Here is a 24,859-nt window from a genome sequence, read left to right as displayed (position 1 = left end):
ACGGGCGGGTCAGCAGGGTTCGCGGGTGGGATCAGGGCTTGCGGGCGACCGCGCCGTAGGCCGAGATCGGGCGTACCTCACCGACTTCGGCGGACTCGGCCTGCCACTGGGTGATGGAGACGAAGCCCGGCTCGACCAGCTCCAGGCCGTCGAACACGGCGCGGATCTCGGCCTGGGTGCGCGGGATGTAGGGAGTGCCGCCGGTGCCGGTGTAGTTCTCGCACAGGGTGACGTAGGCCTGGCTGTCGTCGGTGCCGTCCCACATGATCAGGTGGCTGCCCGAGGGCACCGCGCCGACGACGGTGCGCACGATGCGCAGCAGGTCGTCGTAGGTCTTGGCGTGGCCGAGCACGCCCATGAACATGACCGCGATCGGCTCGTTGAAGTTGAGCACATTGCGCGCGTCGGCCACGATCTGCTCGGGGTCGTGGAAGTCGGCGGCGATGTAGGTGGTGACACCCTCGGGGGTGGTGCTGGTGAGCAGTGCCCGCGCGTGCGCGAGGACCAGTGGATCGTTGTCCACGTAGACGATCCGGGCGTCGGGGGTGACGCCCTGGGCGACCTCATGGGTGTTCTGCATGGTCGGCAGGCCCGTGCCGATGTCGAGGAACTGGCGGATGCCGCGCTCCCTGGCCAGGAAGCGGACCGCGCGGATGAGGAACTGCCGCGACTGCACCGCCATGGTGGAGATCTCGGGATCGACGGCCAGACCCGCGTCACCGGCGATCTTGTCGATCTCGTAGTGGTCCTTGCCGCCCATCCAGTAGTTCCAGATCCGCGCCGAATGCGGGATGTCGGTCCGGATGGTGGGGGTGTGCACGTCGGTCATGTGCCCGGCTCCTTCGAAACATTTTGTGACCGTGGGCGGCCACCCCCGGAATTGCGGCACCAGCAGCGGCCGGAATCTTGATCTGTTGCGACAGTACAAGATTCGCGTGGATCGTGGGTCGGCAATCCGACGCCTCGATCCGCTCGGCCCGCTACCGGTGCCGCCGGGTTCAGTCGGCGTTGCGATGGGTGGTGTCGCGCACCGTCCCGACGAACTCCTCGACCAGGTCCTCGAGCGCGACCACGCCGACCGTGTTGCCCCGGCTGTCGACCACCCGGCCGAGGTGACTGCTGGTGCGGCGCAGCCGCGCCAGCGCCTCGTAGAGGGTGGTGCCCGCGCTGACCGTGGGCAGCGGGCGGATATCGGTGCGCGGGATCACCGTCTCGGGGCCCGCGGTGTCGTCGGCGACCTTGTCGAGCACGTCCTTCACGTGCAGGTAGCCGACCAGCGAGCCGTCCACCGCGCGCACCGGGTACCGGGAGAAGCCGGTCTCGGCGACGGCGGCCTCGATGTCGCCGAGGGTGGTGCCGTCGCCGCGCAACGGCACCGAGCGGGCCTGGGCGAGCGGCACCATCACATCGCCGACGATCCGGTCGGAGGTGCCCAGCGCCTGGGTGAGCCTGCGGTGCTCCTCCTCGTCGAGCAGGCCCTCGGAGCGGGACTCGCCGATCATCTCGGCCAGCTCCACCGTCGACACCGTGGCGTCGAGTTCGTCCTTGGGCTCGATCCGCAGCATCCGCAGCGTCAGGTTGGCCGCCAGGTTGTACAGCGCGATGAGCGGGCGGGCGATCCGCAGCCACATCAGGTGGATCGGCACCAGCAGCAGCGCCGAGCGTTCCGGCCCGGCCAGCGCGATGTTCTTCGGGACCATCTCGCCCAGCAGGATGTGCAGGATCACCACGATGGTCAGCGCGATCGCGAAGGCCACCGGGTGCAGCAGCTGATCGGGCAGGCCGACCAGTTCGAAGGGCCGCTCGATCAGATGCGCGACCGCGGGTTCGCCGACCCGGCCGAGCAGGATCGAGCAGATGGTGATGCCGAGCTGGGCCGCGGCCAGCATGATCGAGAGGTTCTCGCCCGCCTCGATCACCGTCTCGGCCTTCTTCTTGCCCTGGGCGACCAGGGCTTCCAGGCGGTCACGGCGCGCGGAGATGAGCGCGAACTCGGCGGCGACGAAGAAGGCGTTGCCCGCCAGCAGCACCACGGTCAGCACGATGCCGAACAGATCACCCATGATTGTGCTCCCGTGCCGCGAGGTGGGCCGCGTCGACGGGGATCAACCGCACCCGGTCGATGCGGCGTCCGTCCATTCGTTCCACCCGGGCCACCCAGCCGCCGCCGGTGCCGCGCGAGGCGGGCAGCACCACGTCGTCACCGGTGGCCGGGATGCGGCCGAGCTGGGTCAGCACCAGGCCGCCCAGGGTGTCGTATTCGCCCTCGGGGGCGTCGTAACCGGTCGCGCGCGAGACCTCGTCGATGCGCAGCAGGCCCGAGCAGTCCCAGCCGTCGGAGACGCGGCGGACATCGCGTTCCTCCTCGTCGTGCTCGTCGCGGACGTCGCCGAGGATCTCCTCGATGACGTCCTCCATGGTCACCATGCCCGCGGTGCCGCCGTATTCGTCGACCACCAGGGCCACCTGCATGCCGTCGGCGCGGACGCGTTCCATCACCTCGTCGCCGTCCAGGCTCGCGGGCACGATCGGCACCGCGACCGCCAGCCTGCTCAGCGGGATCTGCTTGCGCAGGTGCGCGGGGTGCAGGAACGCCTGCTTGACGTGCACCACGCCCAGGGTGTTGTCCAGATCGCCGTCGATCACCGGGAACCGGGAGTAGCCGGTGCGGGCGGAGGCGGCGATGAGATCGGCGACGGTATCGTCGCGATCCAGCGATTCCACCTTGACCCGCGGGGTCATCAGATCCTCCGCGCTGCGCTCGCCGAACTCGAGCGAGCGGTCCATCACCTGCGCGGTGCGCTGGTCCATGGCACCGCGCTGGGCCGAGGTGCGCACCAGCGAGCCGAGTTCCTGCGGGGAACGCGCCGAACGCAGTTCCTCGGCGGGCTCGATGCCGAGCCTGCGGACCACCCAGTTGGCGGCGCCGTTGAGGAACCGGATCAGCCATTTGAAGGTGACCGAGAAGCCGATCATCGGGCCCGCGGTGAGCCGGGCGGTCGCCATCGGCTTGGCGATGGCGATGTTCTTGGGCACCAGTTCGCCGTAGATCATCGACAGCGAGGTGGCCAGCACCAGCGCCAGCACCAGGGCGATGCCGTGCGCGGCGTTCTCGCCGAGACCGGTGGCGGCCAGCATCGGGTCGAGCAGCCGGGCCAGCACGGGTTCGGCGATGAAGCCGGTGATCAGGGTGGTGATGGTGATGCCGAGCTGCGCGCCGGAGAGCTGGAACGACAGCGAGTTGTGCGCCTGCTTGACCAGGCGGGAGCGGGTGTCACCCTCGCGGGCAGCGGCCTCGATGGTGCTGCGTTCCAGCGCGGTGAGCGAGAATTCGGCGGCGACGAAGAGCGCGGTGCCGACGGTGAGGGCGACGAATCCGAGGAGGCTGAGCACGGTCAGCACGATGGTCATCGGCGGCACCGCCGGGATGCCGGGAGAGCGGACGAGCGAACGGACGCTGCGGAAAGGAGGACGCCGGGTTTGTCACCCGGCTCCGTAGAGGAGCCCTCCTGTGTGGCGCCCTTGGACGCGGGTGACAACTGGATCCTTTCGGGGTGGGGGAAGAGCAGTGCCGAGATCGGCACTGTCGATAATAGTAGGTCCCCACCGATGATGTGTCAGCGGCGCTCAGTGTGGTGCGCGGCCGGTGGCGACGAGCCCGGCGACCGGGCGGACATCGCGATGCGAGATCAGCCACTCACCCTCGTGTTCGGTGAACTCGTCGCGGACCAGGCCGATGGTCGTCCAGTCGGCCGGGCGATGCACGTCGACGCTGGTCGACCAGTGCCAGACGGTCGCGTAGGCGGTGAGCAGGGGACGACCGTCGGTCCAGTCGATCCAGTGCTGGCCGATCACGTGGGCGACCAGGCCGCGGCGGGCCCGCGGTACCCGGCACATGCGGGCGGTGAAGGCCGCGCCGCCCTCGAAGCGCTGGACCGGGCCGGGCATGATCCGGTATTCGATGAGGGCGTCGGGGGTGAAGCACTCGGTGAAGCGTTCGTGTTCGCCGGTGTCGGCGATGCGGAAGAACTCGTAGAAGGTGCGGTAGATCGCCCGCTCGGCGTCGAGGGTGGCGAGCAGGTCGGTGGGTGCGGTCATCGTTCCTCGTCGGTGGTGTCGGGCCACCTGGCTGTAGGTGAGCCAGCGCGGCGCGTGTTGCCGCCATGTCCGAAACCGTAGGACGGATCGGTGACGAATTGAACCTGTGCGTTCGAGTCGCTGAACTGTTCCGTTCGAATCACGGTGATCGGGCGACCGGGGTGATGGATGTCCGGAAACGGCAGCGGCCGACCGGAACCGGAGTTCCGATCGGCAGCTCGTGCGGTGCGCCTCACCAGCCGCTGGGCAGCGGCCTTCCCTCGGCGAAACCGGCGGCGGACTGCACGCCGAGCACCGCGCGCTCGTGGAACTCCGGCAGCGACCGGGCACCGGCGTAGGTGCAGGCGCTGCGGACACCGGAGGTGATGTGGTCGATGAGGTCCTCCACGCCGGGGCGCTCGGGGTCCAGCCGCATTCGCGAGCTGGAGATGCCCTCCTCGAACAGCGCCTTGCGGGCCCGGTCGAAGCCGCTGTCGGCGGCGGTACGCGCGGCCACCGCGCGCTTGGAGGCCATGCCGAAGCTCTCCTTGTAGGCATTGCCGTCGCGGTCCACGCGCAGATCGCCGGGCGACTCGTAGGTGCCAGCGAACCAGGACCCGATCATCACGTTCGACGCGCCCGCCGCCAGCGCCAGGGCGACATCACGCGGGTGCCGCACGCCACCGTCGGCCCACACATGCACGCCGAGTTCCTGTGCGGCCGCGGCACACTCGGCCACCGCGGAGAACTGCGGGCGGCCCACGCCGGTCATCATGCGGGTGGTGCACATGGCGCCGGGGCCGACCCCGACCTTGATGATGGTCGCGCCCGCGGCGGCCAGATCGCGGGTGCCCTCGGCGGAGACCACATTGCCCGCCGCCAGCGGCAGGCCGAGGCCCAGGTCGGCGACGGCGCGCAGGGATTCGAGCATCTTGGTCTGATGGCCGTGCGCGGTATCGATGACCAGCACATCGGCCCCCGCCTCCGCGAGCGCCTTCGCCTTGGCGGCCACGTCCCCGTTGATGCCGACCGCGGCGGCCACCCGCAGCTTGCCCTCGGCGTCGACGGCGGGGGTGTAGATCCCGGCGCGAATGGCCCCGGTGCGGGTCATCACACCGGCCAGGGTGCCGTCGGGGTGGGTGAGCACGGCCAGCTGGGCGTGTGCCTCGGCGAGCCGGTCGAAGATCTCGCGCGGCGACAGGTCGACGGGCGCGGAGACGAAATCGGTGGCCGCCACCTCGCGCAGCCGCGCGAACCGGTCGACATCGGCGCAGGCCGCCTCGGTGACCACCCCGACCGGCTTGCCGTCCTCGACCACCACGACAGCGCCGTGGGCGCGTTTGTGCATCAGCGCCACCGCGTCGGACACCGCGCTGTCGGGGTCCAGGGTGACGGGGGTGTCGGCGGTGAGCGAGCGGCTCTTGACGAACGCGATGGTCTCGGCGGCGGCGGGAATGGGCAGGTCCTGCGGCAGGACGACGAGTCCGCCGCGACGGGCCACGGTCTCGGCCATCCGCTTGCCCGCGACGGCGGTCATGTTCGCGACCACGAGGGGGATGGTGGTGCCGGTGCCGTCGACGGTGGCCAGGTCCACATCGAACCGGGACGCGATATCGGTCCGGTTCGGGACCAGGAACAGATCGTCGTAGGTCAGGTCGTACGGCGGCTGGGGTCCCGGAAGAAATCGCACTCGTTCGATGATAGCCGGGTGCGGTGAGGTGTGGGCGGTGCCGCACACGGCCGTCTTCGGCGATGTGGCGGTCCGCGCCGCGCCGTGGGGGCCGATTCGGCGATGCGCGTCCGGCGATGTGTGCGTGCGGTTCGGTGCCGCACGACGGCCGTGTTCCGCGACGGGCGGTCCTTCTCGCGCCGATGACGGCCGATCCGGCCATGCCGGTTCGGTGCCGCACGTCGGCGAGCTCAGGGCGTGGCCGGCGCGGCGGCCTGGGCCCGGCTGAGCACGACGGTGGCCACGCACATCACGAGCACGCAGACCGCGATGGCGAGCAGGCCCGCATCGCTGGTGCGCAGCTGCTCGTTCAAGGCGGTGAGGCCGAGGAAGGCGGCGGCGAGCGGTTCGGCGACCGCGGCGGCGGGGAGCGAGGCGGCCAGCGGACCGGCCTGGTAGGCGCGTTGTTGCAGGGAGAAGCCGACGAGACCGGAGGTGACCAGGGCCCAGGTCTGCCACCCGGTGAGCACGCTGCCGGGGCCGTCCCCGAACAGGGTGACCACGCGGTCGGTGAGCGCGGCGGCCAGGCCGAACAGTGCGCCACCGGCGAGCCCGAGCGACAGCGCCCGCACCGCCTCGTCCCGCACCAGCATTCCGGTCAGCGTGGCGACGGCGACCACGCCGAGCAGCACGGCCAGCGGTACCGTCCACTCCCGCAGCGGCGCGGTGTCCTCGCCCGCCGTCGGATTGCCGATCACCAGGAACAGCCCCAGCGCGATTACCAGCGCCAGCGCCGCGAGCGCGGCCTGCCCGGTGATCCGCTGCCGGTTCACCCGTGCGGCCAAGGGCAGTGCGAACACCAGCGAGCACACCAGGATCGGCTGCACCACCAGCACCGCACCGAAGGCCAGTGCCAGCACCTGCATCCCGTACCCACCCGCGTCCCCGACGATCGCCGCCCACCACCGCGGGTTCCGCGACAGCGAGCGCATCAGCCCCGACCCCGGCGGCACCGCGGCGGCCGCCTGATGCTGCGCCACCGACGACACCGCGAACAGGAGCGCGGCCAGCAGCGCGCACCCGATCGTGGCGATCTCACGGTTCGTCACCCGCCCAGTGTCGCCGATCGGCCGCACCGGCGATCGCACAGTGGTGGGCGCGTCGGGCACCGAATTCGGGTCCGGCGAATCCGGATGGCGGCCCCGGTGCCGCTTTCGGGCCGTGACCCGCGGTGCGCGTCCCCGCCGCGCCGACACGGGCGAACCACGTGAAGTCCGCATCAGCCCTCCCGGCCGATCCGCGCCCGTCCGGTCATGCCCGTCTCCGGGTGAGCGGTCCGCCCGAGCCTGGCGCGGCACGTCAGCGGTGTCGGTGCCCCGTGGTCCGAACACGACCGTGGCCGAACCGTAATCGGTTCGGCCACGGGGTGATTCAGTTCCTACTCAGTTAGCCGAGCGGTTGCGGTGGGTCGCCGCACCGGCCGGACGCGCGGCCCGACGCCGCGAATTCGTCGGCGTGTCGCCACTGCGGGCGTGTCCGCCGGTGCCCGCGGGCTTGCGCGAACGCGACTCGCCCGCCGGACGTTCCCGCCGCGGGGCACCGCCACCGCGGCTGTGGCCCTGGCCCGCGTCGGAAGCCGCTGCGCCACCGGACCTTCCGCGCCGCGGACGACCGCCGCCAGAGGACTTCGGCGCGGTCGCCGACTTGGGCGAACCGGCCTGCGCGGGCGCGGCCGGGGGCGCGATCGCGATACCGCTGGGCTTGCGCGCGCCGGTGATCTCGACCAGCTTGCGGTCGCCCGGACGCACCTCGACGCCGTCGGTCTGCACGCCCGCCTTGCGGGTCATGGCGGCGACGTCCTTGCGCTCCTCGTCGGTGACCAGGGTGACCACCACGCCGTCCTCCCCGGCGCGGGCGGTGCGCCCGGCGCGGTGCAGGTAGGCCTTGTGCTCGGCGGGCGGGTCGAAGTGCACGACCAGCGAGACACCGTCGATGTGGATGCCGCGCGCGGCGACATCGGTGGTGACCAGCACCGGCACCGACCCGTCGGCGAAGGCCGCCAGGGTGCGGGTGCGGTTGTTCTGGGCCTTGCCGCCGTGCAGCGAGCCCGCCGCCACCCCGGCCCCGCGCAGCTGCTTGGCCAGCCGGTCGGCGCCGTGCTTGGTGCGCACGAACATGATGGTCAGGCCCTCGCGGGCGGCGATCTCGGTGGCGACCGCGCGCTTGACGTTCTTGTCGCGCACGTAGAGCAGGTGGTGCGACATGGTGGTCACCGACGCCTCCGGCGGCGCGGTGGAGTGCGTGACCGGCTGGTTCAGGTAGCGCTTGACCAGCTTGTCCACGTCACCGTCGAGGGTGGCCGAGAACAGCAGGCGCTGGCCCTCCTTCGGCGTGCGGTCCAGCAGGCGGGTGACCTGGGGCAGGAAGCCCATGTCGGCCATGTGGTCGGCCTCGTCGAGCGCGGTGATCGTCACGTCGGACAGATCGGCGGCGCGCTGCTTGATCAGGTCGTCGAGGCGGCCGGGGGTGGCGATGAGCAGGTCGACGCCGCGCGCGAGCCGGTCGGCCTGCCGCTTGATCGGCGCCCCGCCGACGACCGAGGCCACGCGCAGGCCCAGCGCCAGCGCGGCCTCGTCGAGCGCGCGCTCGATCTGGGTCGCGAGCTCGCGGGTGGGCACCAGCACCAGGCCGCGCGGGCGGCCCGGCTTGGCCGAGGCACCGGTGAGACGGGTGAGCATCGGCAGGCCGAAGGCCAGGGTCTTGCCCGAGCCGGTCGGGCCACGGCCGAGCACGTCACGCCCGGCGAGGGCGTCGCCGATGGTGGCGGCCTGGATGGGGAAGGGCTTCTCGATGCCCGCGTTGCGCAGGGCGTGCACCAGGGCGACGGGCAGTCCGAGGTCGGCGAACGAGGGTTCGGGACGCGTGGAAGTAGACAAAACGGCCTTTCGTTGGGCTGCGAATCGCGCTGGAAGAGCTCCGGCGCCGATTGACCCGGATACGCGGACGGCGTGCACGGGGCGCGGCCCAGCAGGAAGGACCGATCCCCCACGATAGGCGTGTTCGGCCACGGGTGGGTAAACACGCTGGTCAGCCGACCTGTTGTGGCAAGGTTTGTGCGCCCGCGCCGAGCCGGTGCCGCGACGGGCGTGGCACCGCGGGGTGCGCGGTGGCGGATCGCCCGGTCAGCCCCGGAACAGGCGATTGAGTTCCTGCAGCCAGGGCAGGGCCACGGCGAGGGTCGGCACCACCAGAATCGCGGCCGAACCGAGGTAGGCGGCCGTGGCGACTCTCACGTCCCCGGTGGCGCCTGCCAGGCGCTGGATGCGGATGAGGGTGGTCGGTCCGCCCGCGGCGAGCGCGCCCTGCGGGGCCGTCGACTTCGCGCACGCGACCAGCGCGCGGGCCAGCGGCTTGGGACCGGTGACCTTCACCGCCGAATCGTCGGCGAGCAGTTCGATGAGCAGCTTCACCTGGCCGAGCGCGGCCTTGCTGCGCACCACCCGGGGGAAGGCCTCGTGCACGGCGGTGAACGCCTCGAGCACCAGGTCGTGCCGGGCGCGCAGATGCGAGCGCTCGTGGCTGACGATGGCGGTGACCTCGGCGTCGTCGAGGTTGGTGAGCGTGCCCTCGCTGAGCACCACCCGCTGGCGCAGGCCGGGCAGGCAGTAGGCGATGGGTTCGGTGGCGGCCAGCACGCGGATGTCGGCGGCGCGGCGCACCGGGCCGCTCTGATCGAGCAGGTCGACCAGCATCCGGTGCCGGGAGCGGCGGCGGCGGGTGTGCACGCCGACGCGCACGATCGAGAACATCAGCCGCGCGCCGACCATCAGGGTCAGCGCGAAGACGAAGACGTACACCGTCCACAGCGGGAGCCCGAGCGCGTCGATCTCACGGGTGGGGGAGGTGGTCGGCCTGCCGTCGGGGCCGGGAACGAGCAGCAGGCTGGCGATGGCCAGCCCGGATCCGAAGGCGCTGAGTACGGCGGCCAGGGCGATGGCCTGCCACAACACCAGGGCCGCGCGGGGGGTGCGGTGCACCCAGTGCGCGCGACTGAGCAGTGCGGGTACCGGCCCGGCGAGAAGCAAGGCGAGTACGGCGAAGACTGCCGCGGTTGCGTTCATCGACTCTGCTCACTGCGTAGTGGGACCAGGGGCGCTCACGTCGTTGTGAGAGCCGCCAGGGAGTCTAACTGCTCTTCTCGTCGGATTCGAGCTTGGCGAGGGCCTCGCGCAGCGCATCGGCCTCGTCCTTGCCCACCTGTTCGACGAAGTGCACCAGGGCGGCGGCGCGGCTGCCCGCGGCGTCGGCCTGCTGCAACGCGTCCACCATCAGGCTCGCGACGAGTTCGTCGCGGCTGTGTACGGGTGCGTATCGATGCGCGCGATCATCGCGTCGCTGCACCACCAGATCCTTTTTCGCCAGTCGCTGCAGCACGGTCATCACTGTCGTGTACGCGAGCTCGCGCCGCGCGGCCAGTGCTTCGTGGACCTGCCGCACCGTCTGCGGTTCGTCGGCCGACCACAACTGGTCCATGACCGCTTTTTCGAGTTCGCCGAGTCCTGCCATTCCCTGATTTTACGGACTCAACGACAAAGATGCGTACTACAGAATGTCGTAACGGGGGGTTTGCTGGTGTGTCATTCGTCATACCCGGCCGCGCCGCGCACGTGCCGGGTGCCGATCGGCACGATCATCGGGCGCCCGGAGACCGGATCGGTGAGCACGGTCGCCTCGAGCCCGAACACCGCGGCGAGCAGCTCGGCGGTGATGATCTCGGCGGGCTTGCCCTGCGCCACGATCCGGCCCGCGGCCATCACCACCAGCTCGTCGCTGTAGCGGATGGCGAGGTTGAGATCGTGCAGCACCATCACCACGGTGCGGCCCAGTTCGTCGTGCAGCCGGTCGACCAGGTCGAGCACCTCGAGCGAGTGCGCGAGATCGAGGTAGGTGGTCGGCTCGTCGAGCAGCAGGATGTCGGTGCCCTGGGCCAGCGCCATGGAGATCCAGGCGCGCTGCCGCTGTCCGCCGGACAGTTCGTCGAGGGTGCGCTCGGCCAGGTCTGCGATGCCGGTCTGGGCCAGTGCGGCCGCCACCTCGGTCTCGTCGTCGGCCGACCACTGCCGCAACCAGGACTGATGCGGGTGCCTGCCGCGGGCGACCAGATCGGCCACGGTGAGACCCTCCGGCGCGACCGGGGTCTGCGGCAGCATGCCGACGACCTGGGCCACATCCTTGGTCTTCATCGACGAGATGGCCTTGCCGTCGAGCACCACCTGCCCGGCACGCGGGCGCAGCAGCCTGCCCAGCGACTTGAGCAGAGTGGACTTGCCACAGCCGTTGGGGCCGATGACGGTGGTGACCACTCCGGGGGCGATGTCGAGGCTGAGCCCGTCGACGATCACCCGGTCGCCGTAGCCGAGGGAGACGGTGTCGGCGGCGAGGCGATGGGCGGGGGTGGTCATGCGACGGTGGCCTTCCGGTTCATGCGGACGAGCAGGTAGAGCAGGAACGGTCCGCCGAGCGCGGCGGTGACGATGCCGACCGGCAGGTCGACGGGCAGTACCGCTCGGGCGATGATATCGGCCCCGGTGACCAGGGCGGCCCCGGTCAGCGCCGAGGCGATGAGCGGTTCGCCGGGGGTCCGCAGCGCCATCCGGGCGATCTGCGGGGCGGCCAGCGCGACGAAGCCGACCGGCCCGACGACCGCGGTGGCGACCGAGGCCGCCACCACCGCCGCGCCGATGAGCAGCGCCTGCTGGGACTGGATCCGCACGCCGAGCACCCGGGTGGAGTCCTCGCCCAGCCGCAGCGCGGCCAGCGTCCGGGCCGAGCCGATGGCGACCACGGCCACCACCGCCAGCGCCAGCGCGGCCGGGATCAGCCGGGTCGTGTCGGTGGAGTTGAGCGAGCCGTTGAGCCACAGCTGGGCGCGCGCGGCGTCGGTGAGGGTGGCGCGGGTGAGCAGCCAGGTGATCATCGACATGAGCACGGTGTTCACGCCGATCCCGATGAGCACCAGCCGGAACCCGGTGATCCCGCGTTCGCCCGCGCCGCCGCGGCCCCAGGCCAGGACATAGATGACGACCGCGGTGAGCAGCCCACCCGCCAGCGCGGCCAGCGGCCCGCCGATCGTGGCCAGCAGCCCGGTGGTCGCGCCCCCGGCGCCGATCATCACCGCGACCGCGCCGACGCTGGCTCCGGCGGTGATCCCCAGCACATCCGGCCCGGCTAGCGGGTTGTGCAGAATCGACTGCATGATCGCGCCGGACAGGCCGAGCGCGGCCCCGATCACCACGGCGGTGAGCGCGCGCGGCAGCCGCGAGTCCAGCACGATGAACCGCTGCGAGCGGCTGCCCCCGCCGCCGAGCACGTCGAGTACCCGGCTCAGCGGGATATTCGTGTCGCCCACCGCGATATCGGTGCAGAACAGCACGAACACCAGCACCACGAGCGCCAGGACCGCGGCCAGCATGACCGGCCGCAACACGAAGGAGAAGGGGCCGAACCGCACCGCGGGCCGGACTTTGCGCAGGTCGACGGGCTTGTCGGTGGTCGTCGTGCTCACAGGCTCACCAGTCTCTTGCGGCGCACCAGCGCGATGAAGAAGGGGGCGCCGATCACCGCCAGCATCACGCCGACCTGGAGTTCGCCCGGCCGGGCGACCACCCGTCCGGCGATATCGGCCACCAGCAGCAGCAGGCCGCCGATCAGGCCGGAGTAGGGGATCAGCCAGCGGTTGTCCGGGCCGGTGACGGTGCGCGCGATGTGTGGCACCACCAGGCCGAGGAAGGCGATCGGCCCGACGGCGGCGGTGGCGGCGCCGCTGAGCAGCACCACCGCGACCATCCCGAACGCGCGGGCGCGGCCCACATCCACGCCCAGTCCGCGCGCGACATCGTCACCGAGACTGAGCAGATTGAGCCCGGGGGCCGCCGCGATGGCCATGCCCATGCCGAGCACCAGGAACGGCAGCACCTGCCAGAACACCTCGGCCTCGCGCCCGGCCACGGTGCCGACCACCCAGAAGCGGTAGGTGTCGAGGGCCACATTGTCGAGCACGACGATGGCATTGGTCATGGCCTGCAGGAACGCCGTCATCGCCGCACCGGCCAGGACCAGCGACAACGGGCTGGCCTTGCCGCCGCCGATCGAGGACGCCCCGAACACGACCAGCCCGGCCACCGCCGATCCGGCGAAGGCGAACCAGATGTACTGGTTGGGGGCGGTGAATCCGAACAGGTAGACGCTCAGCGCCGCCAGGAACGCCGCACCGGCATTGAGTCCGAGCAAACCGGCATCAGCGAGCGGATTCCGGGTATACCCCTGGATGAGCGCGCCCGCGATGCCCAGCGCCATCCCGGCGACCAGGGCCAGCGCGGTGCGCGGCAGACGCAGCTCACGCACGATTTCCTCGGCGGTGGAGCGGGCCGGGCAGGTGAACGGGCCGCCGTCGCAGCCGAGCGCGTGCGCGACCGCGTCGAACACCGTGGTGGGCGAGAGCGAGCGGGTGCCGATGGCGATGCTCGCCACGACCGCGATGGTGAGCAGCGCGACGAGCAGTAGAAGCCCGGTCAGACGACGGCGTCTGACGGTGCCAGGGTGGATCACGGCGACGAACTTCTCCTGCCTCGAGCCGGACACGACTTGTGAAGTCTGGTAAGCCTAACCTATGTTCCCTGACATCATCGTCACGGGAACCAACCGTTCGAGGAGGTTCGATGCCCGAGCCCGTCATCATCACTACGTCCCGCACCACCGCTGCGTCGTTCGACCGCGCCTGTGCCCGGTTGCAAGCGCTGCAACCGGAGCACCCGCGGGTCTATGCGGTGGCGGCGATGGTCGGCCAGGGCAAGCGGCGCTGGTGGCATGTGCCCACCGGCCTGTCCGAGGGTCGCGTCGAGCTGATGTACCGCCGCCACGCCGCGGAGATGATCAACGACGACATCGCCGCCGAGGTGGTGGCGACCGCGCTCATCCACGCCGTGGTCGGCCGGGTCACCGCGCTGTTCGTCATGTCGGCCCAGGCCTGGGACCCGGGCCGCGACAATCTGTGGATCCACCACGACAACGACGGCGGCATCGACTGGGCGGGCCTGTCCGACGCCACGATTCGCGTCGTCGCCGGTGATCCGGAGGCGGCCGAGCCGGGCACCGTCGCCCTGCCGTGCGAGGCGGCGATGGCGGTCTGGCTGGCCCAGCGCTGCGCCTCGGCGCTGATCCCGCTGCAGTCGGTGCTGAGCCGCTGCTCGGGCCTGTCCGCGCGCCGGTTCTGGTCGCTGGTCGGCGAATCCGTCGTCGGTGCGGCCACCTATGTGCCCGATCTGGCCCGCGCCGACGCGAGCGCGGGCGCCCGGCGCGGCCAGCTGCTGCTCGGCGCCTTCGAGGAGCGCGGTCTGCCGGTGCGCCGGACCGGCTGCCTGCAGCGCTGAGCTCAGGACCCGGTCCGCGCGGGCGCGCCGAGTGCCGCCGCCAGCGCGCGGAACGAGGTCAGCAGCAGCTCGCCGTAGTGCTCGGGGTCCGGCATCATGGCCGCGCTCGTGGTGACGGCCAGCACGATCTCCGCGCCCTGCGAGGTGATCAGATGCCGCAGGCCGTCGCCGTCGAGGATCGGCAGCGCGCCGACCGCCCGCACGACCGGCAGTCCGCAGAAGGTGAGCGTCTCGGTCACCGGCGGGACATTGCTGATCGTGGTATTGCACATCGGCACCGTATCCGTGCCGTCGAAATGCCGCTGCGCGCGGGCCCATCCGGCCGCGCGCAACAGCAGCGCGGGCGCGGTCTCCACCAGCCGGTCCGCGCGCAGCACCACCGGATCGGCCGTGCGCCGCTTGGCCCGGTTCGCCGATTCCCGGATCGCGGCCAGCCGGGCGAGCGGATCGGCGATGTCGGTGTGCAGGTCGACGATCATCTGGCTGAGCCGATTGCGCGAATCCCAGTCGGCAACGCCACGCATCGACATCGGCACCATGGCCGCCAGTGAGCCCTCGGGGGTCTCGTCGTGCTCGGCGAGGTAGGCCGCGAGAGCACCGGCGATGGTCGTCAGCATCAGGTCGTTGACCGTGACCCGCTGTGGCGCCGCGGCTTTGGCGGCGCGCACCTCGGCCATCGGGATCGGCACCAGGTGGAAGGTCGTGGCCGAGCGGATATCGCGATTGAAGCGGGTGGCCGGGCGGACGGCCGCCGGGTCGTGGATGTCCCCGGCGGCCACCGCCGCCGCCTGCTGCGCCGCGGCCGCCCGATGACGCCGCATCCCGCTGACGAACCGGACCGGCTGGGTGCCGAGGGCCACGGCTGTGCGCACCGCGGTCCCCAGCGCCGACGGGGTGTCGAGGCGGATCGCCGGGGCGGGTTCGGTGCCGAACAGGCGCTGTTCGAGCTCCCGGGTCGCCACGCCGTCGCCGACGCTGTGATGGAACTTCAGCACCACGATCGTGGTGGGTCCCGGCATCGCGGGCACGCCGTCGACGCTGTCCAGCACCTGGATCTCCCAGGGCGGACGGGTGAGATCCATCCGCGTGGAGGCGATCTCGGCGATCCGGGCGCGCGCCGCGTCCCAGGTGCGCACGTCGGTGGTGAGCGTGACGTGCTCGCGCACGGACATGGCGGGATCGGGCACCCAGTACGGCAGATCGAGGTCCAGCGGCACGCGCCGCAGCCGCCGGTGGAACAGCTCCGCGTGCCCGAGGCGGGCGCGTGCCCAGTCCAGCAGTTCCCCGGTGGTCGGTGGCCTGCCCGCCGAGGCGTCGGCGAAATAGACCGCGACGATGGAGGACTGGTGCCGGTCGGTCTCGTCGTAGACGAACACCGCGTCGCGCGGGCTCAGCTGCTCGGCGCCGACCCGCAATTCGGCGCTCACAGGCCCAGCGCCGTCGCCATCATCGGCCAGGACGTGTGCAGGTCGTCCTCCCAGTAGCCCCACGAGTGGGTGCCGGTGGGCCGGATGTTCACGGTGACATTGGTGCGGCCCAGTTCTCGGGTGCGCTGGCCCATGGCGGCGGTGCAGAACGCCGACGCGGCCTCGATGCCGCCGCCGACGAGCATCTGATTGGTCAGGATCGAGTTCGCGTTCTTGCCGGTGATGTGCACGCGCGGGTTGGCCAGAGTGTCGTGCGGGCCGGGCAGCCCGGTGCCGCTGGCGATGTAGATGGGGATGTCGGGCAGGCGGTGCGCCTGCACGTACGGGTCGTGCTCGCGCCAGGTGGCGTCGGTGACCGGGCCCCACATGTTCTCGACATTTCCGCCGCCCATCCGCACCACCAGGGAGACGAAGGCGCGCCCGATCGGATCGCTGGTCATCGCGCAGCCACTGTAGGAGGCGACGCTGCGGTACAGCTCCGGGGCCTGGATGGCCAGGTCGAGCACCGAGGTGCCCGCCATGGAGATCCCGGCCAGGGCATTGGCGCCGGTGGTGGCGAAGGCCGCGTCGATCACCGGCGGCAGCTCGCGGGTGAGGAAGGTCGTCCACATGTTGTGGCCGTTGTTCTCGAGGTTCTTCGCCAGCCCGGCGTCGGGGGCCCGCCAGTCGGTGTAGTAGCTGAACGCGCCCTCCATCGGGATCACGACATTGACGTGCTTGTCGGCGAAGAAGCCCGCCGCGTCGGTCTGGCCGGGCCAGTTGGCCGAATCCTCGCCGCCGCCCGCGCCGTTGAGCAGATACAGCGTCGGGGCGGGGGTGGTGGTGTCGGCCGGGCGCAGCACCCGCAGCGCGATGGTGCGGTCCATCGACGGCGAGTAGACGCTGATCTCGACGGCCTGGCCGGTACTGGTCTTGCTCACCAGGTACGCGCCGGGCGCGGCCGCGGCCTGCGGCGCGCCGACGACGACGGGCGCGGCGGCCACGGCCACCGCACAGGCGGCGGCCAGGAGACCGCGCAGGAGGGGAGTGTGCATGGTGCCTGCTGACTTCTGTGAAGACGAACGGGGCCCGGGGCAGCGGCCGCCGGGCCCCGATCGCCGGACGGCGACGGTCGGTTCGTGGTTACGGGAAGAACGCTTCCACCGAACCAAGGAACACGGCCAGCAGGCCGTCCCCTTCGGCCGCGGAACCCATTCCCGCGATGGCCGCGGTCAGCAATTCACTCAGCGATCCCATGGTCACTCTCCTTTGCGTGCGGAATTACTTACCGGGGGTGGGGGTGCCACCGCTGGCGGTGATCAGTGCCTGCACGAAAGGAAGCGCCGCGTCGCTGAGGCTGCCCGCGCCGGTCTGCAGAAGTTCGTAGAGAGAACCCATGTCATTACTCCTGAATGTAGAAAAGTGAATCAGGCTCGCGAATCGAGCCGGGGGTCCGGGTGCGAGTGCACCGGATCAGGGGAAGAACGCTTCGACCGAGCCGAGGAAGACGGCGAGCAGGCCATCGCCTTCCGCCGCGGAGCCGAGCCCCGCGATGGCCGCCATCATGATCTCTTCCAGTGAACCCACAGTGAATCTCCTTGCCTCGGGGTACTGGCCACAGTCAGCGAGCTGCTGTGACGCCGGTAACGTATCGCCACCGCCAGTGTGTGGCAACCCGATGTTTCACTCTCGCTGATTCGTTCATATTTTTCTTTCCCGATGGAAGCTGCTCGGCGGTTGCGGCCCGGGGGTGCGGAACTACGTGTGACCTGTGGTTGCACCGACTGTCCGGCACAGTCGGCGCCGGTTCGGCGGTGAACGGCGGTGTTCTCGAACGGTCTGTCAAGGGGGATGGATTCATCGGATGTCAGGGCTGATCTGCGATGGTCTGGCCTTTGTGGGTCCGAGTGGTCGCCGAGGCGGGCGGGGGTTCGTGGGGTTGGCGCCGGTGGCTTCGGATGATCGGTCGTCGGTGATGGGCGATTGCTGATCGGTGCGCTGCCCCTGGTTTCTGGGGCATTACGCGGGTGGCGCGCGGACTTGCGCCCGGCTCGTGTCAACGCTTCTCTGTCATGTCTCTCAGCTATCAATAGGATGCGATCGCATCCGGATATGCGACGGGGGCGGACTGTGCGAAGTCCGCCCCCGTCGCGTTCGTCCGGGTGTCACTTACCGGGAGTGGGGGCGCCACCACTCGCCGAGATCAGCGCCTGCACGAACGGCAGTACCGCATCGCTGAGGCTGCCCGCGCCGGTCTGCAACAATTCGTAGAGAGATCCCATTGTGCTGTGTCCTTCGGGTAGAGAATTGGCGAATCGAGATGTGTCGCCGGATTACGGGAAGAATGCCTCGACCGAGCCGAGGAATACGCCGAGCAGGCCGTCTCCTTCGGCGGCGGAACCAATTCCCGCAATGGCGGCCATCATCAATTCTGTCAGTGAACCCATCGTGAAAACTCCTTGCAATTCGGATCCCTTGCCGGGATGTGGGTAACGTAGTCCCGGGTCAATTCGTTCGGCAAGGAAATCACCTATTTTCCGATTTCCGGGCAGGATCCTTCCCGGTGGAAACACCGACCGGTGCTGGGGTCCGTCACGAAAGCTCGCGTCGTGACCTGTGCCGACACCCAACCGCGTCACGGCCCGGCGAACGCGCTCGTTCGCCGGGGCCGATCCGTCAATCCCCCTGGAGTGGGCGCCGCCAGATCCGCGCGGGCACCCCGTTCACCAGATCGCGGCCGCGCAGCACCTGGACCCGCCACGGCGTGAGCCGCAGCACCTGGAACTGGGGATCGTCCGGGCCGCGCCAGAACCCGGCGGGGTTGTAGCCCGCGCCGGGTGGGCTGCCGTGGCGATACAGCTCCCACACGTGCGCGCGCTCGTCCGGGTCCTCGGTCCACGCGGCCACGGTGTCGAAGGCGACGGTGTTCTGCGCGGGGCTCCAATAGGAGAAGGTCACATGCGGATTCCCGGCGATGTGCGCCTCTTTCACCGGGGTTCGGTAGGTGGCCAGCCAGCCGGTCGGCTCCTCGGTGCCGGTCTCCCACACCGGGATCAGCACCCGTGCGCGCGGGCGGCCCTTGGCGTCGACGGTGGTCATGGTGGCGTAGTTGATCGCGCCGACAATGGCGTCGACGTCGGCGCGGATATCGGCGAAGGTGGGGACCCGGGGTCGTGTCGCGGAGTTGGTCATGAGCTCACGGTGCCGGGCGGCACTTCGGATCGGCTCAGGGTCGGCTCGAGGTGTCCTCGGTGAGCAGCGATTCGGGGTCGGCGTCGCGACCCTCGGCCAGTCCGGCGGCCAGCCCGGCCGGGCCCAGATCGGCGGCGACGCGGGCCTCGATCCGGTCGACATCACCGCGTTCGGCCGGGGGCAGCGGCGCCCCGGTGGCCCGGCGCAGGGAGTCCGCGGCGCCCAGCAGCCGAGCGGCGTGGGCGCTCGCGCCGACCAGTGAGCGCGCCCCGGCGAGCCCTTCCAGGGCGAGGGCCATGGCCCGGGGATCGCCGGTGCGCCGGGCGGATTCGAGCCCGCGTCGATGCAGTTCCTCGGCCTCGGCGGGGTCCCCCGCGAGTTCGGCGGTGAAGCCGAGTTCGGCCAGGATCAGCGCGGCGCCGAAGTGCGATTCCGCGCCGAGATGCCAGTCCAGCCAGGCCCCGAGGTGGGCGCGGGCGGCGGGCAGATCGCCGCGCCTGCGCGCCACCAGGCCGAGCCCGAGCACGGCGGCCTCCTCGCCGACCAGATGTCCCTGATCAACGGCGACCACCCTGGCCCGTTCGTGCAGCTCCGCGCTGTGCCCGAAATCCCCGCGCAGCAGCGCGATCCGGCCCAGCGAGGTGAGTCGTTCGCCCATCTCGGTCCACAGTCCCAGTGCCTCGGCGGTGCCCAGTGCCGCCCGGTGGTGCGCGCGGGCGGCGTCGAGGTCGCCGGTCACCTCGGCGTGGCTGCCGAGCAGGAACCCGGCCAGGCCCTGGCCCCAGCGGTCGCCGATCCGGTCGAACAGCGCCCGGCTGCGGTCGGCGTGCGCGCGCAGGGCGGCCAGCTCGCCGCGCCCGAACGCCTCGCGGGCCAGCGAGGCCGAGGCCGCCGCCTCACCCCAGCGGTCGTCGTGGGCGGCGAAGGCCGCGTGCAGGTCGGCGGCGGTGTCGAGGGGTTGTCCGTCGAGAAAGCCGGTGCGCACATGGGCGAGATACCAGCGGGCCCGCAGTTCGGCCGGTCCGGGCCGACCGATCACGGCGGGCAGCGGGTCGCCGGTGTGGCCGCGGCCGAGCTCGAGCGCGCTGCGCCAGAGTTGTGCGACGCGGCGTGCGGCCGGGTCGGTCTCCCCGGTCAGGGCCAGGGCGATGCCGAGCGCGCGGCTGCCCTCGGCGAGTCGTCCGCGCATCACCCAGTACCAGGCCAGCGCGTTCACCAATCGCAACGCGTCGTCGGGCCGGTGCTCGGCCCTGGCGGTGTCGAGCGCGCGGCGCAGATCGGGCGATTCGGCATCGAGCCTGCTCAGCCACCGCCGCTGATCCGCGGTCCGCAGCCGCGGGTCGGCCCGCTCGGCCAGCGCGAGGTAGTAGGCGAGATGCCGCAGCCGGGTCCCGGACTCCTCGCCGTGCTCGCGCAACCGCTCCAGGCTGTAGGCCGCCACGGTTTTCAGCAGGCGGTAGCGCGGCTGACGTTCGGGGCCGGGAGCGACCACCAGCGACCGGTCGACCAGGCGCGCAAGCAGATCCGCGACCTCCCTGCGGTCCACCTTGCCGTCGGCGTGCGCGACGCCGGTCGTCGTGCGGGTCGGGCGATCGGCGTGGGCTGTTGTAAGGGCCGTGCTGTCGGTGTGTGCGGCCTCGGTCGTCCGCAAGGTTGTGGCGTCAGCGCTTGCGGCCCCAGCTTCCTCGCGAGCCGTGCGATCGGTCCGGGTCGTCGTGAGGGTTGTGCCGTCGGCGCACACGGTCCCGGCAGCAACGAGGGTCGGGCCGTCGGCCTGCACGGCGTCGGCTGTCTCGAGAGTAGTGATATCGGCGCATACCGCTTCGGCTGCCTCCAGGGTCGCGCCGTCGGCGTAGACGGCCAGGCGGCGCAGGACCGCGCGTTCCGGTGCGTCGAGGAGGTCCCAGCTGGCGTCGAGGACGGCGCGCAGGGTGCGCTGGCGGTCGGGGGCGTCGCGGTAGCCGGTCGAGAGGAGGGCGAAGCGGTCCTCGATGCGTTCGGCGAGGGTGTGCACGCCGAGTGCGCGGACGCGGGCGGCGGCCAGTTCCAGTGCCAGCGGCAGGCCATCGAGGTGGGCGACGACGGTGGCGACGGCGGCGGCATTGTCGGCGGTGACGGCGAAGCCCGGGGTCGTCGAGCGTGCGCGTTCGACGAAAAGCTGTGCGGCGGAGGACTTCTCGATCTCGGCCGGGTCCGCGTCGGGCGCCGGTACCGTCAGCGGCGCGACCGGCCACACGTGTTCCCCGGCGATGGACAGCGGCATCTGGCTGGTGACCAGCACCCGCAGATCCGGTGCGGCGCCCAGCAACCGCGACACCACGAACGCGGTGGCGTCGGCGACGTGTTCACCGTTGTCGAGCACGAGCAGCACCTGCTTGGCGCGCAGCGCCTCGGCGAGGTGGTCCAAGGGAGTTCCGCTGCCGGGCACCGGGAACGGGCTCGAGCCCGCGGCGTCGTCGCGGATCGCCAGCCCGGCGGAGACCACCTCGGCCACGCCCGTGCGGGCGCCGCCGGGATCGGTGCCGGGGCACAGTCCGGCCAGTTCCACGAACACCACGCCGTCGCGGGCCGGGTGCGCGGCGGCCGCGGCCAGGGCCAGCCGGGTCTTGCCGACCCCGCCGGGTCCGGTGAGCGTGACCAGCCGCGCGGTGCGCGACAGCTGCTCGATCGCACGGAGTTCCTCCTCGCGGCCGACCAGCGGGGTGGCGGGCACCGGCAGGGTGGGCCGTGGCATCACCGGCGCCGGGGTGACGGTCGGCGCGGGCGCGCCCAGCGCCGGATCCTGTTCCAGCACCGCGCGATGCAGCGCGGTCAGCTCCGGGCCGGGATCGAGCCCGAGTTCGGCGGCGAGGTGCTCGCGCAGGCGGCGATAGGAATCGAGCGCCTCGCCCTGGCGACCCGAGCGATACAGCGCCAGCAGATGGGCCGCGCGTAACCGTTCGCGCAGCGGATGGCGGGCGGTGAGCTCGCCGAGTTCGTCGGCCACCCGCTCGTGCTCGCCGAGTTCGATCCGGGCGTGCGCGAGGTCCTCGATCGCGGTGAGCCGCTGTTCTTCCAGGCGCAGCACCGGGATTCGCGCGAAATCGTGGTCGGCGAGATCGGCCAGCGCCGGGCCGCGCCACAGCGCCAGCGCCTCGGTGAGCAGTGCGACGCGGGCGGCCGGGTCGGCGCTGTCGTGGGCCCGGTCCAGCAGTTCCGCGAACACCTGCGCGTCGATCGCTCCAGGTGCCACGTCGAGCAGATAGCCGGGGGAGCGCGAGACCAACACCGCGCGGGCACCCGGCTCGGCGTCGTCGAGCACGCGGCGCAACTGCGAGGCCCTGGTCTGCAGCGATCCGGCCGGGTGGGCGGGCAGCGCGCCACCGCCCCACAGATCCTCGACCAACCGGTCGGCGGGCACGATCCGCCCCGGTTCCAGCAGCAGCGCGCCGAGCAATACCCGCACCTTGCGTTCGGGAACGCGGACGGGTTGCCCCGCGTCGGTCCACACCGTCATCGGTCCCAGCACCCCGAAACGCATGTCATCCACCCTAAACGGCGGTGGCCTGGAGGCGATCCGGAGCCGGCCCGAAGGGTTCCCGGAGCCCGGCCCGGCACGGTGTGGGCTGTTCGCATCCTCCTCGAAGGGAAGACCCTGATGTCCGAGTTCACCGACGTCCCCGAGCGGGCGGGCACCCGCCAATGGCTGGGGCTCGCGGTCCTGCTCCTGCCCACGGTGCTGTTGTTCCTCAGCATGACCGTGCTCTTCCTGGCCACCCCCTATATCGCCGCCGATCTGTCGCCGAGCAGCGGTGAGCTGCTCTGGGTCAACGACATCTACGGGTTCGTGATGGCCGGTTTCCTGGTCACCATGGGCACTCTCGGTGACCGCCTCGGCCGCCGCAGGCTGCTGCTGGCCGGTGCCGCGCTGTTCGGCGCCGCCTCGGTGCTGGCGGCCTTCGCCCCCGGCCCCGAGCTGCTCATCGCGGCGCGGGCGCTGATGGGTCTGGGCGCGGCGGCCGTCATGCCCGCCACGCTGTCGCTGATCACCACCATGTTCCGCGACGAGCGTCAGCGCGCCACCGCCATCGGGCTGTGGGCGGCGGCGGTGTCGGCCGGGGTCGCGCTCGGCCCGCTGCTGGGTGGTCTGCTGCTGGCCTCGCTGTGGTGGGGCGCGGCCATGCTGATCGGGGTGCCGGTGATGCTGCTGGTGCTGCTGGCCGTGCCGGTGCTCGTGCCGGAATACCGTGCGCCGCGGGCCGGTCGGCTCGACCCGGTCAGCGTCGCCCTCTCGCTGGCCGCGCTGCTGCCGTTCGTCTACGGCGTGAAGAAGCTGGCCGAGACCGGCATCGCGGCCGAGCCGGTGCTCACACTGCTCGCCGGTGTGGTGTTCGCGGTGGTCTTCGTCCGCAGGCAGCTGCGCCTGGCCGACCCGCTGCTGGATGTGCGCCTGTTCGCGAACCGGACCTTCAGCGGATCGCTCGGTGTGTACATGCTCGCGGCCATCGCCCTGGGCGGGGTGTACCTGCTGTTCACCCAGTATCTCCAGCTGGTCGCGGCGCAGTCGCCGCTGGCGGCGGGCCTGTGGATCCTGCCCGCCGCGCTCGCGCTGGTTGTCGTGTCCACGGTGACGCCCGCGCTCGCCCGCCGGTTGCGCCCGGCCACCGTGATCGCCGTCGGACTGGCGCTCTCGACCGTCGGCTACCTCACGCTGACCCAGGTCGGCAGCGTGGCGGGCCTGGCCCTGCTGGTCATCGGCTTCTACATCCTGTACCCCGGGATCGCCCCGGCCATGGCGCTGATCCCCGGCCTGGTCATCGGCGCGGCCCCGCCGGAGAAGGCGGGAGCGGCCTCGGCGGTGAACAGCACCGCCAGCGATCTGGGTGTGGCGCTGGGTGTGGCCCTGCTCGGCAGTGTGGGGACCGCCGTCTACCGGGGCGGAATGTCCGAGGCGGACGGCGCGGCCGGGGAAACCCTGTCCGGCGCACTGAGCGTGGCCGAGACGCTGCCCGCCGACATCGCCGAGTCGACGGTGGCTGCCGCGCGGGAGGCGTTCACTCAGGGGCTGAATGCCGCCGCGGGGATCGCCGCGGCGCTCTCGGCGGCCGGTGCGGTGCTGGCGGTGGTGCTGTTGCGCCGGATTCCCGCCGGGGCGACGTCGGTTCCGGATGATGTGGTGGTGGAGCTGTCGGAGCGAAGCGAACCCAGCGCGGTGTCCGCCTGAACACCCCCGCGACCACCGATGATCCGCAGCTCTGTCCGAGCGGCGGATCATCGGTATGCGATCGGGCGCCCGCTGCACGCCGGATGATGCTCCGGTTCACGCCTGCCGCGGCACCGGCAAATTCCCGGTGCCGTAGGCAGTTTCGGCTGCCGTCGCGCCCGGCCGGGTCGCGGTTGTGCCTGGTGATGCCCGGCCCGTCTGCCGCGACCCTCGGCTCCGCCGGTCGTGAGCCCGGTCAGCTCTCGGGTGACGTTCGCCCGGTGACCAGGAGCAGCAGTTCCGCGGCGGTCCCGGTGATCGGCGTCCCGCTGCCCGCGGTCCAGCCGGTATCGGTCGCGGTGAGGGCGTATCCCACGAGCCTGGCCGGAGCGTGGAACGGTGCGCCCATCGACCACACCCGGTCCAGGGACCACTGCGCCGCGTCGGTCGGCATCACCCGGTCGACGCCGAGCGGCACCGCGATGTCCTGCCCGTGCACCAGCAGATCCATCAGCCGGTCCAGCGGGGTGGTGCCGATTGGGACGGCCCGCGAGTCGACACTCGCGCGCAGGTCGGCCAGCAGGTCGGCGGTCGCTGTGCGGTCGGCGAGGCGGACCGCGGTGTCGTGGATGAGCCGGTCGACATCGCCGCGGGCCCGGATCAGATTCACGATCAGCGCACCGACCGTCGTGCGGGTGGCCAGAATCAGGTGCGCCACCACGTCCCGCACCCGCCAGCCCGCACACAACGAGGCGGTATCCCACCCTGATTCGGGCAGATCGGCCAGCAGCGCGGTCAGGGTCGTGCGCTCGTGGGCCACGGCCCGCCAGATCATCTCGGTCGTGGGCTGCTCGGTCATCGGCGATCTCCTTCGTGTGGTGGTCGTGGGTACCGTAGGAGTTCC

The 24,859-nt window shown here is 71.4% G+C and carries 19 protein-coding genes; 2 read left to right on the top strand and 17 right to left on the bottom strand.

Translation table 11 applies throughout. The features are described 5' to 3' along the window. Nucleotides 1–31: 31 nt before the first annotated feature. The 12 genes from WA675_RS09810 to WA675_RS09755 all read right to left on the bottom strand — a co-directional run bounded on the left by WA675_RS09810 (nucleotide 32) and on the right by WA675_RS09755 (nucleotide 13,387). Entirely contained in the window at nucleotides 32–829 is a 798-nt protein-coding gene (locus tag WA675_RS09810; RefSeq protein ID WP_336083814.1) for an SAM-dependent methyltransferase, read from the bottom strand. A gap of 169 nt (nucleotides 830–998) precedes the next feature. Next, nucleotides 999–2,063 carry a hemolysin family protein gene (locus WA675_RS09805; RefSeq protein WP_336083813.1) on the bottom strand — a complete coding sequence of 355 codons (1,065 nt, stop codon included), beginning with the start codon at nucleotides 2,061–2,063 and terminating at the stop codon, nucleotides 999–1,001. Then, nucleotides 2,056–3,411 (bottom strand): hemolysin family protein, encoded by a 1,356-nt coding sequence (locus WA675_RS09800; RefSeq protein ID WP_336083812.1) that lies wholly within the window; start codon nucleotides 3,409–3,411, stop codon nucleotides 2,056–2,058. The genes WA675_RS09805 and WA675_RS09800 overlap by 8 nt, the downstream gene beginning before the upstream one ends. A gap of 216 nt (nucleotides 3,412–3,627) precedes the next feature. After that, nucleotides 3,628–4,098, bottom strand: coding sequence for a nuclear transport factor 2 family protein (locus WA675_RS09795; protein ID WP_336083810.1), 471 nt, complete (start codon nucleotides 4,096–4,098; stop codon nucleotides 3,628–3,630). A gap of 232 nt (nucleotides 4,099–4,330) precedes the next feature. Further along, a complete protein-coding gene (locus WA675_RS09790) occupies nucleotides 4,331–5,767 on the bottom strand; it encodes a GuaB1 family IMP dehydrogenase-related protein (protein WP_336083809.1) in 1,437 nt (478 codons plus the stop codon). 230 nt (nucleotides 5,768–5,997) lie between these two features. After that, a complete protein-coding gene (locus WA675_RS09785; RefSeq protein WP_336083808.1) occupies nucleotides 5,998–6,855 on the bottom strand; it encodes a DMT family transporter in 858 nt (285 codons plus the stop codon). Between the two features lie 333 nt (nucleotides 6,856–7,188). Beyond that, nucleotides 7,189–8,682, bottom strand: coding sequence for a DEAD/DEAH box helicase (locus WA675_RS09780; protein ID WP_336083806.1), 1,494 nt, complete (start codon nucleotides 8,680–8,682; stop codon nucleotides 7,189–7,191). A gap of 246 nt (nucleotides 8,683–8,928) precedes the next feature. Then, nucleotides 8,929–9,867, bottom strand: a complete 939-nt coding sequence (locus tag WA675_RS09775) for a M56 family metallopeptidase (RefSeq protein ID WP_336083804.1) — start codon at nucleotides 9,865–9,867, stop codon at nucleotides 8,929–8,931. A gap of 64 nt (nucleotides 9,868–9,931) precedes the next feature. After that, nucleotides 9,932–10,312 (bottom strand): BlaI/MecI/CopY family transcriptional regulator, encoded by a 381-nt coding sequence (locus tag WA675_RS09770; RefSeq protein WP_019047691.1) that lies wholly within the window; start codon nucleotides 10,310–10,312, stop codon nucleotides 9,932–9,934. Nucleotides 10,313–10,383: 71 nt separating this feature from the next. Continuing rightward, nucleotides 10,384–11,208 (bottom strand): ABC transporter ATP-binding protein, encoded by an 825-nt coding sequence (locus WA675_RS09765; RefSeq protein WP_336083800.1) that lies wholly within the window; start codon nucleotides 11,206–11,208, stop codon nucleotides 10,384–10,386. Further along, nucleotides 11,205–12,311: a FecCD family ABC transporter permease gene (locus tag WA675_RS09760; RefSeq protein ID WP_336083799.1), complete on the bottom strand. Its 1,107-nt coding sequence runs from the start codon at nucleotides 12,309–12,311 to the stop codon at nucleotides 11,205–11,207. The genes WA675_RS09765 and WA675_RS09760 overlap by 4 nt, the downstream gene beginning before the upstream one ends. Then, nucleotides 12,308–13,387 carry a FecCD family ABC transporter permease gene (locus tag WA675_RS09755; protein ID WP_442945592.1) on the bottom strand — a complete coding sequence of 360 codons (1,080 nt, stop codon included), beginning with the start codon at nucleotides 13,385–13,387 and terminating at the stop codon, nucleotides 12,308–12,310. The genes WA675_RS09760 and WA675_RS09755 overlap by 4 nt, the downstream gene beginning before the upstream one ends. 77 nt (nucleotides 13,388–13,464) lie before the next feature. Between WA675_RS09755 and WA675_RS09750 the strand changes: the two genes are divergently transcribed. After that, entirely contained in the window at nucleotides 13,465–14,175 is a 711-nt protein-coding gene (locus WA675_RS09750; protein ID WP_336083798.1) for a hypothetical protein, read from the top strand. Between the two features lie 2 nt (nucleotides 14,176–14,177). Here WA675_RS09750 and WA675_RS09745 read toward each other — a convergent pair whose 3' ends face one another. From WA675_RS09745 to WA675_RS09730, 4 genes are all read right to left on the bottom strand, one after another. Then, on the bottom strand, nucleotides 14,178–15,602 hold the full coding sequence (locus WA675_RS09745) for a wax ester/triacylglycerol synthase family O-acyltransferase (protein ID WP_336083796.1): 1,425 nt from the start codon (nucleotides 15,600–15,602) through the stop codon (nucleotides 14,178–14,180). Continuing rightward, nucleotides 15,599–16,636, bottom strand: a complete 1,038-nt coding sequence (locus tag WA675_RS09740) for an alpha/beta hydrolase (protein ID WP_336083794.1) — start codon at nucleotides 16,634–16,636, stop codon at nucleotides 15,599–15,601. The genes WA675_RS09745 and WA675_RS09740 overlap by 4 nt, the downstream gene beginning before the upstream one ends. Before the next feature lie 1,621 nt (nucleotides 16,637–18,257). Continuing rightward, nucleotides 18,258–18,773: a pyridoxamine 5'-phosphate oxidase family protein gene (locus WA675_RS09735; protein WP_336083792.1), complete on the bottom strand. Its 516-nt coding sequence runs from the start codon at nucleotides 18,771–18,773 to the stop codon at nucleotides 18,258–18,260. 34 nt (nucleotides 18,774–18,807) lie between these two features. Further along, nucleotides 18,808–22,293, bottom strand: coding sequence for a BTAD domain-containing putative transcriptional regulator (locus WA675_RS09730; RefSeq protein ID WP_336083791.1), 3,486 nt, complete (start codon nucleotides 22,291–22,293; stop codon nucleotides 18,808–18,810). A 117-nt stretch (nucleotides 22,294–22,410) separates the two neighbouring features. Here WA675_RS09730 and WA675_RS09725 point away from each other — a divergent pair, with 117 nt between their 5' ends. Beyond that, complete coding sequence (locus tag WA675_RS09725; protein WP_336083789.1) at nucleotides 22,411–23,976, top strand: MFS transporter; 1,566 nt, start codon at nucleotides 22,411–22,413, stop codon at nucleotides 23,974–23,976. Nucleotides 23,977–24,211: 235 nt separating this feature from the next. On the opposite strand, the gene WA675_RS09720 is transcribed toward WA675_RS09725, so the two are convergent. After that, nucleotides 24,212–24,814, bottom strand: a complete 603-nt coding sequence (locus WA675_RS09720) for a maleylpyruvate isomerase family mycothiol-dependent enzyme (RefSeq protein WP_336083788.1) — start codon at nucleotides 24,812–24,814, stop codon at nucleotides 24,212–24,214. Between the last annotated feature and the right edge of the window lie 45 nt (nucleotides 24,815–24,859).

The organism is Nocardia sp. SSK8 (genome assembly GCF_037034205.1).
Classification (GTDB): domain Bacteria; phylum Actinomycetota; class Actinomycetes; order Mycobacteriales; family Mycobacteriaceae; genus Nocardia.
Note: the sequence above shows the minus strand (reverse complement) of the source record. Positions and strands in the feature narration are given on the sequence as shown.